A 17,154-nucleotide genomic window follows, 5' to 3' on the forward strand; every position below is an offset into this window, starting at 1 on the left:
TGTACTAGCTCAAACCTAATCTGACAGTACCCCCAAATTGACGGTCAAGATGTCAGGTTATATTTGAGCTAAATTCTTTTGTGCCCAAACGGATTTACCCTCAGTAAGCGTTTGCATAGGTGTTCTACCACAGCACATCTTACCTTGATGAGTTCTTTCATAATTATAATAAACAAGCCAATCATCTAAATCAGCTTGTAGAGACTCTAGATTATCGTAAATCTTCTTTCGAAAAGCAATTTGATAAAACTCTTGTAAGATAGTCTTATGAAACCGCTCACAAATACCATTGGTTTGCGGGGATTTGGCTTTAGTCTTAGTATGATCTATATCATTGATAGCCAAATAAAGCTCATAATCATGTTGTTCTACCTTACCGCAATACTCAGTACCTCTATCTGTTAATATTCTAAGCATCGGTAACTCATGCTCTTGATAAAACGGCAATACCTTATCATTGAGTAAATCAGCAGCTGTAATCGGTGTTTTGGTATTATATAACTTAGCATGTGCTACCTTCGAATAAGTATCTACAAAGGTCTGCATATAAACACGTCCAACGCCTTTTAAATGACCGACATAGAAAGTATCTTGTGAGCCTAGGTAGCCTGGATGTGCTGTTTCAATCTCACCAGATGCTTCATCGTCTAGTTTTTTCTTTTCAAGTGCTGATATTTGCTCATCAGATAAGAGGATGCCTTCGGCTTCTACTTTTGCCTCTAATGCCTTTAAACGTTTATTGAAGTTTTCTAGGTTGTGTCTTAACCATATAGAACGTACACCACTGCCTGAAACAAAAATACCTACTTTTCTAAGTTCATTAGAGGTTCTGTGCTGACCGTGAGCAGGATAGTCTATGGCATGTTGTATGACAGCTTGTTCTGTGGACTCATCAACTCGATTCTTAAGGTTAGGTACTCGCCTTGATTGATTCACTAATGCGCCTATACCGCCGTTGTCTGCCATTTCTTTATAGCGATAAAAGGTGTCTCGAGAGACCCCCATTATTTTACAAGCTTTAGAGACGTTACCTAGCTCTTGAGCTAAGTTTAGTAAGCCTGCTCTGTGTTTGATGATTGGATTACTATTTGTGCTAGAATGGTTCATGTGTGTTATTCCTTATTTGATAAAGTTTAGACATCTTCATCAATTTGGGTAACACACTCTTTTTTAAAGTGTGATTGTCAGATTAGGTTGAGACTAGTACACTTTACGCAAAATCTTACCCACCATTGACTTAGGCAGTTCAGTCAAGAACTCATAATAACGAGGGCGTTTATAATTGGTCAGACGCTCTGTTGCAAATGCCATTAGCTCATCGACACTCAAGCTATCATCTTTTTTAACCACAAATGCTTTGGGTACTTCTCCGCTACGCTCATCAGCAACGCCAATCACTGCCACTTCTAGCACCTTTTCATGCTCTGTCAAAGCAGCCTCAACCTCATTAGGATAAACATTAAAACCAGAAACCAAAATCATGTCTTTTTTGCGGTCAACCAGTGTCAGATAACCAGCCTCATCCATCAACCCAATATCACCTGATTTGAAGTAGCCATCATCAGTAAAGGTTTCATCATTGTTATAATGCCAGTAGCCTTGCATCACCTGAGGCCCTTTGATACATACTTCACCCCGCTCACCAATGGCACATTCCTTGCCTGTATCATCAATAATCTTCACATCTGTACAAGGCAGTGGCACACCAACTGACCCATTAAAGTCAGTCGTTCCCAATGGGTTAAAAGCAATAACGGGAGAAGTTTCTGACATACCAAGCCCTTCATTAATGGTCTGACCCGTTACTTGCTTCCATTGCTCGGCAATAGCTCGGATAATCGCTGTACCACCACCAATGGTTAATACCAACTGACTAAAGTCCAAGCTACTAAACTTAGGATGATTTAACATGGCAGCAAACAAAGTATTGACTGAAGGAATCACGTGTGGACGATGCTGAGCAATGTTATCCACTACTGTTTCGATATCTCGAGGATTGGTAATTAATAAGTTTTGCCAGCCAGCATAGATACCTAACATACCACTGACTGCAAAAGAAAAAATATGATACAACGGCAGAGGATTTAAAATTTTGACTTGTGATGTTTGTGCCTGCTCGTTGACAGCCTTGCCAAACATCTCATAACACTGCAACAAATTTGCCATGATATTACCATGCGTTAGCATCGCCCCTTTGGGCTTGCCTGTCGTCCCTCCTGTATATTGCAATAGAGCCAGTGCCTCATCATCTAATGGATAATATTGATATTGCTGTGCCACATAGCCATTCATCACATCAGCAAACTGAATCTGTGTTGGGCTGGTCTGACTGGCATCATCTGAATTAAAAAAATGTGCCGTATTTGCCTTTTTATCCATCTCCTGACTGGGGTCAATCTGGGTTAGTGCTTCTATATCTGCATGTGGCTGACAACGTATCACCCAAGATAGCTTTTCTTTTACCTCTGTATCAAGGCTCTCATAAGCACTACTCATCCCTTCTAAAATTACTAATCCTGTTACGCCTGCATCTGTCAATTGATATGCCAGCTCATATTTCGTATACAGTGGATTGATATTAACCAGCACCGCACCCACACGTAAACATGCCAAAATAATCACTGGATACTGCAAAATATTGGGAAGTTGAACAGCAACTCGCTCACCTTTGACAAGACCCTGCATCTGTAAAAATGCAGCAAAACGACGGCTAGCAACATCAAGCTGAGCAAATGTCAAACTTGCCTGCCCCATACGAAAGGCAACCTGCTCACCATACTGCTCTATTTTTGGCTGGAGTAAATCCACAAAACCATTGCCAACAGGTACATCTATATGATTATTAATCGAAAATTTTTCATATACTTCTTGCCAAATTGGTGTCTTCTTCATCCATACCTCCATGTTATGTCATTAGTAATAAACACATCATTTATTCATAGAAACTTATTAGTAAAATTATGTTGTCCTAATTAATAATAATATTAGTAAATACTTTATACAATATCACCATTTGAAAAAATAAAGCCCTTCCTAGCTTTGAATTAAGGTACAATAAAAAATCCTTAAAATTATAAAGGATATCAGAATGGGCAATATTACAAAAGAACAAATTAACGGTGTTGTCCACCATACAACGGATACTAGCAAACGCCATCAACAGCTAATTAGCAACTTACATTGGCGACTGGCAGAGCATCTCTATAAGACTGATAGCCCCTATCAATCATTAACAGGTATGATGATTAACCTCAATGAGGATATCTTCTGCCCTGATTTGGTCATCACAAGGCTCAATAAAAATAGCAATCAAAACCTTGCATATGCACCGACTATTATTATTGAAGTGCTATCAAGTAATACTCGAGATATGGATATTGTCATTAAAAGAGATAAGTATCAGGACATCGCCAGTTTAACGGCATATATTTTGGTGGAACAAGATAGTAAGCAAATTACTGTATTTCAAAAAAAGAAGTATTGGGACAGTAGAACTTATCAAGAAGAGGAAGAGATTTACCTAGATAGTATCAACTATAAAATAGCTGTGGATGATATTTATCACCGTGTGCGCTTTCCAGTCATCAATCATGAGGTCGCTCAAAGCTCACCTGTGAATCATGCTATCAGCCATATTATCAAAGGTGCTATCTTAACCGTTGCTCTCATTATAATTATCTATCTAGTAAGAATGTTTATATATTAAGGTCTATTGAACAAACAAAAAAGACAGATAAAGATGCTACTTTATCTGTCTTTGTAATACGGTTAGATAAAAAGCATTATTGTTGCTGCATAGTAGCAAATACCTCATCGGCCGCTTTAATGGTATCATCAAGGTCAGCTTGGCTGTGTTTAGAAGACATAAATGCCGCTTCATAAGCAGATGGTGCAAGATAAATACCACGCTCTAACATACCATGAAAAAAGGTATTAAAGGCCGACATATCACAAGCACTGACCTCATGAAAATTCTGTGGTGTCTTACTGTCTTTTTCTGCCACAAAGAACATACCAAACATACCGCCTAGCTTATTGGTACGCAAATTAATACCATGTTTATCAGCCGCCGCTTGAATACCATCAATCAGATAATCAACTTTGCTTGCCAGCTCATCATAAAAGCCAGCAACGGTTAAATCTTCAAACATGGCAATACCCGCTCGCATCGCCAGTGGATTACCTGAAAGCGTTCCCGCTTGATATACCCCACCTAATGGAGCGATACATTCCATGATTTCACGCTTACCACCAAATGCACCGACAGGTAAACCTGCCCCGATGATTTTACCAAAACAAGTCAAATCTGGCTCAATAGCAAAGTGAGCTTGCGCCCCACCAAGCCCAACTCGAAACCCTGTCATCACTTCATCAAAAATCAGCACACTGCCATACTCGGTGCATTGTTGACGCAAGGTATCGTGAAATTCTTGAGTAGGAATGACCATATTCATATTGCCTGCAATTGGCTCTACAATGACACAAGCAATCTCATCACCCCATTTAGCAAAGCACTCTTTAATGGCTTCAGGGTTATTGTATGGCAAAGTAATGGTATGTTTGGCAAAGTCAGCAGGCACACCTTTTGAAGTTGGCTCACCAATATCAAGCATACCTGAGCCAGCTTTAACCAATAAGCTGTCTGAGTGACCATGATAACAACCTTCAAACTTCACGATTTTATCACGCCCTGTATAGCCACGTGCCAGACGAATGGCACTCATGGTCGCCTCTGTACCAGAGTTAGTCATACGCACCAACTCGACACTGGGTACAATCTCACAAATCTTATCAGCAATAGTGGTCTCAAACGGAGTGGGTGTACCAAAGCTTAACCCATCGTCTGCTGCTTGTTTCACCGCCTCGATGACTTTAGGGTGGGCATGTCCTAAAATCATAGGACCCCACGAGCCAACATAGTCGATATAAGCGTTATCTTCAGTATCATAAATACGACTACCACTGGCTTTATGGATAAAGACTGGCGTACCGCCCACGCCTGCAAAGGCACGTACAGGTGAGTTCACACCACCGGGGATATGTTTTTTAGCTTGTAAAAATAGTTGTTCGTTTTTGGTACTCATGGGTCTCTCTCAATATGATTAATTAATATATGGACAAGATGTATATAAAAGGTCAGTCAACAGCTACACATCTGTTCAAGATACTTTTTTAAGGTATGGATACAAATCATGATAACTTAGGATATGGGTGATACTCCATCGTTATTCAACCCCCTGCTTTATTCAGATACAAAACCCTAAAAAACACATTTATGTAGTACAAACAATAAAGTTGATAAAGTAATTGTTTTATTGAGTTGTCCATAAAAAAGCATACTTACTAAAAAACCACCCAAATTTCTTTAGGTGGTTTTTTAAAATAATCAAAAATATAAAAGATAAAAGCAATTACTCAACCGCTAAATCTTCCTTTTCACCAAGCTCATATAACGCACCTGCACGACCAACAATCAATGGGTCAACGCTACCAACTTGTTTTTTGTCTTTATTTTCATACGGGATTTTGTTTAACACATAACGCATGGCATTTAATCTGGCACGTTTTTTACAATCAGACTTAATGACAATCCAAGGCGACTCAGCACTGTCTGTATTAAAGAACATTGCCTCTTTTGCTAAGGTATAATCGTCCCATTTATCTAGTGAGGCTTTATCAATGGGTGATAACTTCCATTGTTTGAGTGGATGCGCCTCACGTTGGGCAAAACGGCGACGTTGCTCATCACGACTGACCGAGAACCAAAACTTAACCAAGATAATACCCGAATCAATCAAATGCTTTTCAAATTCAGGGACTTGCTTCATAAAGGTTTCGTATTCATCATTGCTACAAAAACCCATCACACGCTCAACACCAGCTCGGTTGTACCATGAACGGTCAAACATCACAATTTCACCCTTGGTTGGCAAGTGCTGAATATAACGCTGAAAATACCATTGTCCTTGCTCTTGCTCAGTTGGTTTTTCTAACGCAATCACTTTTGCACCACGAGGATTTAAATGCTCCATAAAGCGTTTAATCGTACCACCTTTACCCGCAGCATCACGCCCTTCAAATAGGATAACTAGCTTTTGTCCAGTATCACGAATCCAATGTTGCATTTTTAGCAACTCAACTTGTAGGTGATATTTTTGTTTTTCATAATTTTTGCGAGACAAGCGGTTTTTGTAAGGGTAGCCCCCTTCCCGCCAGTTGCTAGAGAGTTCGTCGTCTTTTTTACTGCCTGTTTTGACTTGATTGGCTAAGGCATGTTTGGCAAATAAATCTTTCAGTTTTTCTAGGTCATCTGGTGAGGCATCGTGTATTAAAGCCTGAAGATGCTCAGAGATACCATCAATATTACCATCTTTCAAATCTTGTAAGACCACATCATCAATCACTTCTTTTGTCTTGACTCTTGAGCCAGCTTTTTTCTTGCTGGTCTCATATTTTTCAATTTCTTGGCTATTAGTGGCATAGTCATCAGTAACATGCTCTGTTTTACGTGTCTTTTTTACCACACTGCACTCCTTTAGGTCAGTTAATTTAAAAAAATAGATACTAGGTTACTAAGTCCTTAAAAGTTGTAAGGAATTTCTCATACCCCAACTATAGCCAATCACCCAATAAATGACAACTAAAAACCACTTGAAACTGACAACAAAATATAGCCTATCCACTCATTAACACATCTTGCATTTCTGACAAAAAAAGCGTTAAATATAGATACAAGTCAGCAAATTTATCATTCATATTTCAATGATAAATGCTGGGGAGGAACTGTTTCATCCATATAAAAATAAAGTAACACTTGATGTCAGACTGATTATTTATAAAGTTATCAAACACAAGTGAATTGGTTACTAATTACAACCATAAAAATACTTATACTACAAATTACTAGGGTACACGTTATGGGTCGCATGGTCATTAGCACCTCTTCTTCTGGGTTAGATAACCTAAAAATCCACAATAATATTCAACTTATTCGCCTACGTATGATTGTCAATAATGTTGAATTTATTGATGGAGAAAATATTTCTAATGAAAGCCTACAATATGTGATGAGTGAAATTGGATGTTCAGGAGTCAAAACATCTCCCACACCTATCGATGAAATCGTGCAACTATTTACCAAACTTTATCATGATGGTTATCGAGAATTATTTATCACTACCCTATCATCTAAAATGAGTAAAAGTCACGAGATCATCCAGTCTGTGGCTGATGAGTTTGCAGATCGCATGAATATCTATGTATATGACTGCAAGGAGTTAAACGTATGTGAAGGTATGCTGGCATTAGAAGCAGAATATCTAATGAAACAGGGTAAAAGCTTACCAGAAATTGCTCAACGCTTAGACCAGCTGCGCAGTCATCACAAAATGCTATTTGCAGTTGATGACCTCTCCTATTTGATAAAAAACAAAAAACTATCGGCAACAGCAGGTTTTTTTGCCAATGTTCTAAACATCAAACCTGTACTGCAAGTTCGTGATGATGGTGCTATCGTTGCTGTTAGCAAAATCAGAAAATTTGAGCGGGCGCTTAACTATATGGTTGACGACTTCGCTGAGAGTATTAAAAATAAAAATTCTTTTCCTTATGTACTCACTGCAGGTCGGACTGAGGTCGATGAATATTTCGTTCAGTTATTAAAAAGACGGTTGCATATTGACCACATCACTATTTTACCTGTTTCTTCTATTTCATTAGCAAACCATGGACCAACAGGTGTTGGACTCTGCGTTTTTGATGGCGTAGTCCCTCATGCAGCCAAGTATTATCAATAACTCGATATTATTCAGACTCCATATTCAAAAAAGCCCGCTAATAATCTTATTAGCGGGCTTTTTTTAAATATCTATCTATAAAAAATGCTATGGTAATTTAAGCCTTTTTTACCACTGATGATTTTAGTTTCATCGCACCAAAGCCATCAACTTTGCAATCAATATCATGATCATCTGGGGCATCGTGTAATAAGCGGATACTTTTTACTTTTGTACCCACCTTAATTGGTGTTGATGAGCCTTTGACTTTTAAGTCTTTGATGACTGTTACCGCATCACCATCTTGTAGCTCATTACCCACAGCATCACGAATTACTGGCAATTCATCAGCACTTTCGGCTGCTTTTTCTTCTGCCAACGTCCATTCATGGGCACACATTGGGCAGATTAATAATGCACCATCTTCATAGGTGTATTCAGAGTCACATTTTGGGCAATTAGGTAGGCTCATGGCTTCCTCATAGTCAATTAACAATAGTTTAAAGTTTCATAATTCCATTGACTATTGTAACTTAATTTATGCAATTTTGCTGAGACAATTGCCTTGAAAATCACCACCATCACCCTAACCAATGTAAAATATGGCTATATCCATGATAAGTAATGATAAATAAGGATTAAAATAAACCATGACTACTACCAATCATTCATCATCTAATAGTTCTTCTGACTTACCGACCTTTCAGCAAATTACCCTACAAGGCGAAGATGCTGAAAAGTTTTTACAGGGGCAAATTACCTGTAATGTCAAAAAATTAGGCTTAAGCTATCAAGCCACTGCCATTGCCAATTTAAAAGGTCGCATTGACTTTGGTATTTGGATAAAAAAACCAATGGATAAAACTTATGAGATTGTGATTAGTCGTGACTGTATGCAAAGCCTACAAGCCCATCTTAAAAAGTACGGAGCATTTTCTAAATTTACTACTACCGAGCCAATAGATATTTATCCTTGTGTTCTTGCGGGTGACTCTCAAAGTGAACCGACATTTAGCCCAGATAAAAACCTTGCCAACCCAAAAAACTGGGCAGAACACAGCATTCGCACAGCAAACTATTGGATAACCGCTGATACCCACGGGCAGTTTCAGCCACAAGAGCTTCGCCTACATCAACGTGGCGGTGTGGATTATGATAAGGGCTGTTACTTGGGACAAGAAGTCATCGCCCGTATTTACTTTAAAGCTGCCCCCAAAGCATTTTTACACCTTGTATCTGGTACAGGTAATGCTCCAAAAGCGGGTGAAAGTATAGATAAAATTCAGATTGTTAATGCAGTTGCTATTAGTGAATCTGAGTTTGAGGCGTTGGTAGTTGCTCGTCCTGAGCAACTCGCTGACAGTGAGTTACAGGTATTAGCATTACCCGAAGCATTACAAGCCGATGTGGCACGAGAAAAATAAGCTTAAACTCGCATAAACAAAGCATCAACAGGCAATAAAACTGTTAAAAACACAGGCAACAACATGACACACATTGCAGTATTAGGGGCAGGCGTGGTCGGTGTCACGACGGCTTGGTATCTACGCCAAGCAGGATTTGAGGTCACCGTCATAGAACGTGAATCTGCCCCTGCCATGCAAACCTCGTTCGCCAATGGCGGTCAAATCTCCGTCTCCCACGCCACACCTTGGGCAAATCCTGCCACCCCACTAAAAGCCTTTAAATGGCTGATGCAAGAGGACGCACCGCTACTCTACCGCCTACGAGCTGACCCTGAGCAACTGAAATGGGGCTGGCAGTTTTTACAACAATGCACCGCCAAACATGCCGATGATAACCTAGTGCAGATGGTGCATTTGGGGTTATATTCTCGTAGTGCCCTGCAACAGCTACGTGCCGAAACTGGCATCGAATACGAACAACAAACACGCGGTATCATGCACTTTTATACAGGACAAGCAGAGTTTGACTCTGCCATTGCCCCGACCAAACGTATGCAAGATTTGGGCTGTGAGCGTTATGTGATTGATATTGACACCGCCGTCAATCTTGAGCCTGCTCTTTATCCCATCGCTCATAAGTTGGTCGGAGCAACATATACCAGTGAGGACGAGTCGGGCAATGCCCATTTATTTAGCCAACGCTTAGCAAAGTTGTGTGCTGATAGTGGGGTGAAGTTTTTATATGATACTGATATTGTCTCACTGAATTTAAAATCATCAACAAAAGACGGCTCAAATACACCTCATATTGACCATATCACCATTAAGCCCAATCATGAGAAAAGTGAAAGCTTTAGTGCTGACAGCTATGTGATGGCGTTGGGCAGTTATAGCGTACAGCTTGCCAAACCACTTGGCATACACCTGCCAATCTTCCCTGCTAAAGGCTATTCTGCTACATATCAGGTTAATCCTAATAACCCAAACCTTGCTCCATTTGTCAGTATGATTGATGATGAATTTAAACTGGTGATGTCTCGACTTGATGATAAACTTAGGGTGGCAGGAACAGCAGAGTTTAACGGCTATAATTTGGACTTAAACCCAACACGCTGTCAGGCAATCACCAGACGGATTAGCCAGTTATTTCCTAAGGGTATTTTGCTTGATAGTGTCAAATATTGGACAGGGTTACGCCCGATGACCCCATCAAATGTGCCATTAATTGGTCAGGCTCATTTAGGAACGGTTACTCATGGTTCACAAAACCAGTCCGCCACCTTTGATAATTTATGGTTGAATACGGGGCATGGCACACTGGGCTGGACACACTCTTGCGGTTCGGCAAAGGCAATTAGTTTATTAATGCAAGGACAAAAACCAGAGGTGGATTTTGCATTTGTGGGTGTGTGAAATCCTAGAAAATCATAAGTACCACAAACAACAAAACCGCACAGCTCTCGCCATACGGTTTTCATTGTTTACTATCCTTAGTAATTGTTACTTTAGTAACTATCAACAATACTTCGTCCTGAAATATTAGTGATATTGGGTATCCTACCCTAAACGATTACGTATCCCTAACTACGGTTAACTTGATGTATTTACTACATTAAGTCTCTCAATCCTTGAGTCATCATCCTTGATGCCGTGAATCTATAATCGCAAATTTACAGGGTAAGCGATAGTCGCCAAAGCGTCATCACGTGTAAGCATATGCTTACAAAGTTAATGCTAACTGCTAGCGACTGTTTAAACACAAAAATAGGGACTTATCCGCTAACATCAGCATTTACCGCAAATGATTTTGTCCAACGATTTACATACATAATCATCAAAATAGGGGCTAAAACACTGACCCAAATTCCCACCACAATGGGCAATCCCATCATAACCAGCCCATAACTGAACAATAAAATTCCCACTGCCCCCAATAATACCCAAATATTTTTGGTCAACTTACCCATCATCATTGACCTTAATCCAGATAATGCCAACAAATAAATCACCAACATAATGGTTAAAACCGCCATCGCATACTGTGCTGACATCATTACATGTCCGCCATGCTCACCATACTTACCATGTCCAGTGCTATTTAACGTATCAGACACCAGCTCTAACGCTGACCCCAATCCTGTCAATGATGCAAAAATAAAAAAGTGACCATAGTTAAATATAAACACCAAACTACGCTGACGTTTTTGCTCTAACATATGCCCAAAAGGCATGGCAAAATACAGCCACCATAACGCAAATATCAACCCCATCACCCCCAAGCCCACAAAAAATATTGCCCCCAACGCAGTGATATCGCCATGATGACTGTTATATAACACACTTATGGTATTAAATGTGCCGAGTATGCCCTCGCCCAATACAATAATGACCAATAACCCATAGCGCTCAGCGATATGATGTGGGTGCCAACTGCCAGCCTCGTTGCCATGCACCCAACGACTGCTCCACAACTCCGCAATCACCATCACCGCAATGATTGGAAGTTGTAACCTCTCTGGAAGAAATAGCAGACTAATCCACGAAATTTGTAATAGGGTCGTTGCCAATAAATATCGCTGAGCCACCTCTCTACGACTTGGCTCATCTTTGTATATTCGTAACCATTGACTGAGTAACGCCAAGCGTTTGACCGTATAACCAACCGTCACAATAACAAATGAGCCAGACTCAAATAACTGCCCAATACCTACCGCAATCATCAATGAGCCAAACATCTGCACAAAAACAGACAGTCGATAAAAGGTATCATCACTATCATAGCTTGAGGCAAACCATGTAAACTCTGCCCATGCGTTCCACAAAATAAAAAAGGATAATAAAAACTGTAAGATACCATCCGTAAAATGATGCTCTAATAAACTATGATGCAATCCTTTCGCCGTACTGGCAATCGCCACCACATAAATCAAATCAAACAACAACTCCAGTGGAGTCGCCACTCGGTGTGGCTCATTTGGATTGCGTAATTGCATCTTTTTTAACATGATTATCCCTTGATGATGGTTTTTTGAGCAAAAAAATAATCCATCATTATTTATAAGAAATAGTTATAAATTTTATTTGCAGAAAATTATGATAATAGTTTACCCCACAAACAACAAAACCGCACAGCTTTCGCCATACGGTTTTCGTTGTTAACCAGTCCATGTTAAATACCAAGCAAAACATTCAATCCTAGAATATTTTATGATACAGGGTATCCTACCCTTAACACATCGTCTTTATCCTTAGTTACGGAACACTTTACCAAAAGTTTACTCAATCCTTGAGTGATATTCCTTTATCCCGTAGACACATCATCGCAAATTTATATAATCAGTGTAAGACGTAAAAGCGTCAATGCGTGTAAGTATATGCTTACACGCACTAATTAGAGGTGATATTTCACAAGTACGCTGTGGCTATTTTTAATAAATCACCATAGTTTCACCCCTCCCCCTAGCCCCCTCCCAGTGAGAGAGGGAACTGTTCCCTCCCACTTTGAGGGAGGGTTTTAGTTAAACATTGGCATACCGCCACCAAAGCCACCGCCGAAGCCCCCTGCAAAACCGCCACCGAATCCACCACCAAAGCCTCCGCCAAAGCCACCTCGGAAACCTTGACGATTCTCACGCATGGCTTTGAACTTTTCACTTAATTTTTCACGTTGCTCAGCAGTAAGTATTTGGCTGATTGAGCGTTGCATTTCGATACGTTTCTTAAAACGCTCTTTGGCTTTATCAGCTTGTTTTTCTGCCAGCTCATTTAGCAAATTAGGGTCAACATGGTCGCTATTAACTAACTGCTGTATTTGTGTTTGCATTTGTTCGTTTTCAGATAGCCATTGTTCGCGGTTATTTTGGAATTGGTCAAAGTTTTGTTGCATAACGTCTGCAATTTGGGCTTGTTGACTGTCAGTTAGTTCTAATTCATCAGCCATTTTTTCCATGATTCGGTTAAACATAAAATTACCTCTGATACTTTGTGATTGGGCTTGCTGTTGTGTAGATTGTTGGTTTGATGTTTCAGCATTGACGACACTACTGGTAACGACGGCAAGTAAACCAGAAGTTGCTAATACGGTGGCGGTAATAAGTTTTTTCATGACAGTTGTCCTTGGCTGTATAACTTGTGGGTATAAAATATGTGCTCTACTTATAAGCACATACCCTGTTGACAAAACCTATAATAAGACATTGTGACGTTGCGTACTTTTATGAAACCTTAAGAAAGGTAACGATTGCCATATCCTTGCTTATGAGGACAAAAAATTTGCTAAACTGTCTTTTAATGACTTTCCTTATTTATAAAGATTATTGATAACACTTATCTATAAAGCCCTTTTGTTAAAGCTCTATTGTTAAAATTTAAGAAACACATTGAGGACACACCATGCCCCATATTTTGCTTGCCGATGATGATGAGGAATTAACGCAGTTATTGGTAGAATATTTAGCCAATCATGCGGTCACTTGCGACTGTGTGCATGATGGTGAGCAAGCGCTTCACCAGCTACAGACGCAAACTTATGATTTGTTGGTGCTAGACATTATGATGCCTAAGTTAGATGGCTTGCAGGTGCTACGACAGCTACCAACCATTTATGCCAGTACGCATACTGCTCCCATCCCTGTGATTATGCTGACTGCCAAAGGTGATGAAATTGATCGTATCATTGGGCTTGAGCTGGGGGCTGATGATTATATTAGTAAGCCTTGCAATCCTCGTGAGCTATTGGCACGTATTAATGCGGTTATCAAACGTACCACCATAACACCCCATACTATGGGTGCTGACAATACGCCTCTGCCTGACAGTCGTCTGCACCTTGACCCCATTCAGCGGATTTGTTTGGTTGATGAGCAGGTGTTGCAATTAACTGGCACCGAGTTTGATTTGTTGTTGGCGTTGTTGCGTCAAAAAGGGGAAGTGGTCAGTAAAGAATACTTATCTCAAACTGTGCTAAACCGTGAGCTACAGCCATTTGACCGTAGCCTTGAAGTACATATCTCTCGGCTTCGTAAAAAACTGCATCCGTTTCATGATGAACCCATCAAAGCCATTCGTGGTAAAGGCTATCAGTTGGTATTGTGATGATAAACATAATTAAATCGCTCAAAATATCTTTGCTATCTAGACTGTCACTGTTTTGGCGTATGTTTTTTAGTTTACTACTACAACTATTAATCATTTCTACCCTATCAGTGATAGCAGAGCGTTTTTTAAACGCACATGAAATTGCCAATCATATGAGCGCACAGATTGACCAGTTGATTGTTAAACGACAACAGGTACAGAAAAACTTAGAAACTGGTGATTTATATGCCATTCGTCAGTTATATGCACAAGACCCCAAGCTAATGCGTCAGATACAAATCACAGATAAACAAGGCAAGATATTATTTACAACAACGCACAAGATTGATGAGCAAGGCGTTATTATATTCCCTAAATATCATGATGATGAGAACAAATATACAGTACCAAATAACGATGCTCACACACCCACAGACAATAAACCGCCAAAATTATTTTCTATTTATCACCATCCATTATTTAATACGATATTCAATACAAATGACAACTATGCCAAGTTAGCAGATACGCAAGTTAAAGGAGCAGATGGTAATATCTATACCATACAGCTACAACCAGAGCTTTCCTTTATTGAAATACTGGCTCTACAACGTAATAGCTTAAAAGCTCGCATCATTATTGTCATCATATTGGCAACCTTAGTATCACTTTGGCTCAGTCGAATCTGGACTCGCCGTATCCAACGTGTACAGAATAGCGTTCACCGCATGATGGCAGGGGATTATCAGGTAGATACGCAATTGATGCAGTTAGGTAATGATGAGTTTGGACAGTTAGCACAACACATCGCCCAGCTATCTGAGCGTTTAGCAGACAGTGAGCTGGCTCGTAAACAGATGTTAAGTGACATCTCGCATGAGTTACGCTCACCGCTTGCCCGCCTTGAAATAGCTACTGAGCTAACCCGAGATTTTTCGCCCAATGCAGGCAAATATCTTGACCGTATTCAAAAAGAAACAGCACGTATGAATGAGCTTATCGAACATATTATCCATATTCAGTCGCTACAAATGCAACGCTACGCCATGTCACAAGATGAGCAACAGGCCGTAGATTTGGTTGAGATAATCAACCAGATTGGACAAGATGTATGCTTTGAGTTTCAAGATAAGCAGATACATTGGCAATGGCAATCGCCAATCCTGCAAAAGACACACAAAACGCACAACCCAAAAGATTTTATCGTCATGGGTCATGCAGAGCAGTTACACAGTGCCTTAGAAAATGTCATTCGCAATGCGTTTATGCACACACCAATTGGGGGTAGTGTTCAGGTAACAATGACATTAACAACGGCACTAACAACAGCAATGGCTCAAACATTATCTCCACAAAAGCCATCCGCCATCGTTATCAGCATCAGTGATACAGGTGAAGGGGTGGCAGAAAAAGATTTACAACGGATATTTCAGCCATTTGTGCGTTTGGATACAGCCCGTCACCGTAAAACAGGGGGCTATGGCTTAGGGCTTGCCATTGTGCATGCGGTGGTTATGGCTCATCATGGGCAGATTCGGGCATACAACCGCACAGATACACAGGGATTAACCGTCGAGATTGAGCTACCAGTTAGGGGCATTGCTAAGGGGAATAAGGGAGAATAGGAAAAAAGGAAGAAAAGAATAGAGAGACATAGCAAAGAATGTAGCTATCATAAAGCAGATAATCTGTACTAGTCTCAACCTAATCTGACAATCACACTTTAAAAAAGAGTGTGTTACCCAAATTGATGAAGATGTCTAAACTTTATCAAATAAGGAATAACACACATGAACCATTCTAGCACAAATAGTAATCCAATCATCAAACACAGAGCAGGCTTACTAAACTTAGCTCAAGAGCTAGGTAACGTCTCTAAAGCTTGTAAAATAATGGGGGTCTCTCGAGACACCTTTTATCGCTATAAAGAAATGGCAGACAACGGCGGTATAGGCGCATTAGTGAATCAATCAAGGCGAGTACCTAACCTTAAGAATCGAGTTGATGAGTCCACAGAACAAGCTGTCATACAACATGCCATAGACTATCCTGCTCACGGTCAGCACAGAACCTCTAATGAACTTAGAAAAGTAGGTATTTTTGTTTCAGGCAGTGGTGTACGTTCTATATGGTTAAGACACAACCTAGAAAACTTCAATAAACGTTTAAAGGCATTAGAGGCAAAAGTAGAAGCCGAAGGCATCCTCTTATCTGATGAGCAAATATCAGCACTTGAAAAGAAAAAACTAGACGATGAAGCATCTGGTGAGATTGAAACAGCACATCCAGGCTACCTAGGCTCACAAGATACTTTCTATGTCGGTCATTTAAAAGGCGTTGGACGTGTTTATATGCAGACCTTTGTAGATACTTATTCGAAGGTAGCACATGCTAAGTTATATAATACCAAAACACCGATTACAGCTGCTGATTTACTCAATGATAAGGTATTGCCGTTTTATCAAGAGCATGAGTTACCGATGCTTAGAATATTAACAGATAGAGGTACTGAGTATTGCGGTAAGGTAGAACAACATGATTATGAGCTTTATTTGGCTATCAATGATATAGATCATACTAAGACTAAAGCCAAATCCCCGCAAACCAATGGTATTTGTGAGCGGTTTCATAAGACTATCTTACAAGAGTTTTATCAAATTGCTTTTCGAAAGAAGATTTACGATAATCTAGAGTCTCTACAAGCTGATTTAGATGATTGGCTTGTTTATTATAATTATGAAAGAACTCATCAAGGTAAGATGTGCTGTGGTAGAACACCTATGCAAACGCTTACTGAGGGTAAATCCGTTTGGGCACAAAAGAATTTAGCTCAAATATAACCTGACATCTTGACCGTCAATTTGGGGGTACTGTCAGATTAGGTTTGAGCTAGTACA

General features: G+C 39.9%; 14 protein-coding genes. 7 read left to right on the forward strand and 7 right to left on the reverse strand.

Annotation, left to right across the window (positions count from 1 at the left end; translation table 11 throughout):
- Positions 1-57 precede the first annotated feature (57 nt).
- Both FHK88_RS13610 and FHK88_RS13615 read right to left on the reverse strand, forming a co-directional pair.
- Positions 58-1,107: an IS481 family transposase gene (locus FHK88_RS13610; RefSeq protein WP_227429178.1), complete on the reverse strand. Its 1,050-nt coding sequence runs from the start codon at positions 1,105-1,107 to the stop codon at positions 58-60.
- Positions 1,108-1,200: 93 nt separating this feature from the next.
- Positions 1,201-2,892 carry an AMP-binding protein gene (locus FHK88_RS13615; RefSeq protein ID WP_227431266.1) on the reverse strand — a complete coding sequence of 564 codons (1,692 nt, stop codon included), beginning with the start codon at positions 2,890-2,892 and terminating at the stop codon, positions 1,201-1,203.
- Between the two features lie 196 nt (positions 2,893-3,088).
- Between FHK88_RS13615 and FHK88_RS13620 the strand changes: the two genes are divergently transcribed.
- Complete coding sequence (locus FHK88_RS13620; RefSeq protein WP_227431267.1) at positions 3,089-3,706, forward strand: Uma2 family endonuclease; 618 nt, start codon at positions 3,089-3,091, stop codon at positions 3,704-3,706.
- A 76-nt stretch (positions 3,707-3,782) separates the two neighbouring features.
- Here FHK88_RS13620 and hemL read toward each other — a convergent pair whose 3' ends face one another.
- Both hemL and ppk2 read right to left on the reverse strand, forming a co-directional pair.
- Positions 3,783-5,084, reverse strand: coding sequence for a glutamate-1-semialdehyde 2,1-aminomutase (gene hemL / locus FHK88_RS13625; RefSeq protein ID WP_227431268.1), 1,302 nt, complete (start codon positions 5,082-5,084; stop codon positions 3,783-3,785).
- Positions 5,085-5,411: 327 nt separating this feature from the next.
- Entirely contained in the window at positions 5,412-6,296 is an 885-nt protein-coding gene (gene ppk2, locus FHK88_RS13630; RefSeq protein ID WP_264480698.1) for a polyphosphate kinase 2, read from the reverse strand.
- A gap of 621 nt (positions 6,297-6,917) precedes the next feature.
- Here ppk2 and FHK88_RS13635 point away from each other — a divergent pair.
- Entirely contained in the window at positions 6,918-7,796 is an 879-nt protein-coding gene (locus FHK88_RS13635) for a DegV family protein (protein WP_227431270.1), read from the forward strand.
- Positions 7,797-7,893: 97 nt separating this feature from the next.
- On the opposite strand, the gene FHK88_RS13640 is transcribed toward FHK88_RS13635, so the two are convergent.
- Positions 7,894-8,247: a zinc ribbon domain-containing protein YjdM gene (locus tag FHK88_RS13640; RefSeq protein ID WP_227431271.1), complete on the reverse strand. Its 354-nt coding sequence runs from the start codon at positions 8,245-8,247 to the stop codon at positions 7,894-7,896.
- A 178-nt stretch (positions 8,248-8,425) separates the two neighbouring features.
- Here FHK88_RS13640 and FHK88_RS13645 point away from each other — a divergent pair, with 178 nt between their 5' ends.
- On the forward strand, positions 8,426-9,199 hold the full coding sequence (locus FHK88_RS13645; RefSeq protein WP_227431272.1) for a YgfZ/GcvT domain-containing protein: 774 nt from the start codon (positions 8,426-8,428) through the stop codon (positions 9,197-9,199).
- 63 nt (positions 9,200-9,262) lie between these two features.
- Positions 9,263-10,594: a D-amino acid dehydrogenase gene (locus FHK88_RS13650; RefSeq protein ID WP_227431273.1), complete on the forward strand. Its 1,332-nt coding sequence runs from the start codon at positions 9,263-9,265 to the stop codon at positions 10,592-10,594.
- Between the two features lie 359 nt (positions 10,595-10,953).
- Here FHK88_RS13650 and FHK88_RS13655 read toward each other — a convergent pair whose 3' ends face one another.
- On the reverse strand, positions 10,954-12,186 hold the full coding sequence (locus tag FHK88_RS13655; protein ID WP_227431274.1) for a low temperature requirement protein A: 1,233 nt from the start codon (positions 12,184-12,186) through the stop codon (positions 10,954-10,956).
- A gap of 509 nt (positions 12,187-12,695) precedes the next feature.
- Positions 12,696-13,286 carry a Spy/CpxP family protein refolding chaperone gene (locus FHK88_RS13660; RefSeq protein WP_227431275.1) on the reverse strand — a complete coding sequence of 197 codons (591 nt, stop codon included), beginning with the start codon at positions 13,284-13,286 and terminating at the stop codon, positions 12,696-12,698.
- A gap of 287 nt (positions 13,287-13,573) precedes the next feature.
- Between FHK88_RS13660 and FHK88_RS13665 the strand changes: the two genes are divergently transcribed.
- From FHK88_RS13665 to FHK88_RS13675, 3 genes are all read left to right on the forward strand, one after another.
- Positions 13,574-14,275, forward strand: coding sequence for a response regulator transcription factor (locus FHK88_RS13665; protein ID WP_227431276.1), 702 nt, complete (start codon positions 13,574-13,576; stop codon positions 14,273-14,275).
- Positions 14,275-15,882, forward strand: a complete 1,608-nt coding sequence (locus FHK88_RS13670; RefSeq protein ID WP_227431277.1) for a sensor histidine kinase — start codon at positions 14,275-14,277, stop codon at positions 15,880-15,882. The genes FHK88_RS13665 and FHK88_RS13670 overlap by 1 nt, the downstream gene beginning before the upstream one ends.
- A gap of 165 nt (positions 15,883-16,047) precedes the next feature.
- Positions 16,048-17,097 carry an IS481 family transposase gene (locus FHK88_RS13675; RefSeq protein ID WP_227429178.1) on the forward strand — a complete coding sequence of 350 codons (1,050 nt, stop codon included), beginning with the start codon at positions 16,048-16,050 and terminating at the stop codon, positions 17,095-17,097.
- Positions 17,098-17,154: the final 57 nt, after the last annotated feature.

Source organism: Psychrobacter sp. I-STPA6b (genome assembly GCF_020662265.1).
Taxonomy (GTDB): Bacteria; Pseudomonadota; Gammaproteobacteria; order Pseudomonadales; family Moraxellaceae; genus Psychrobacter.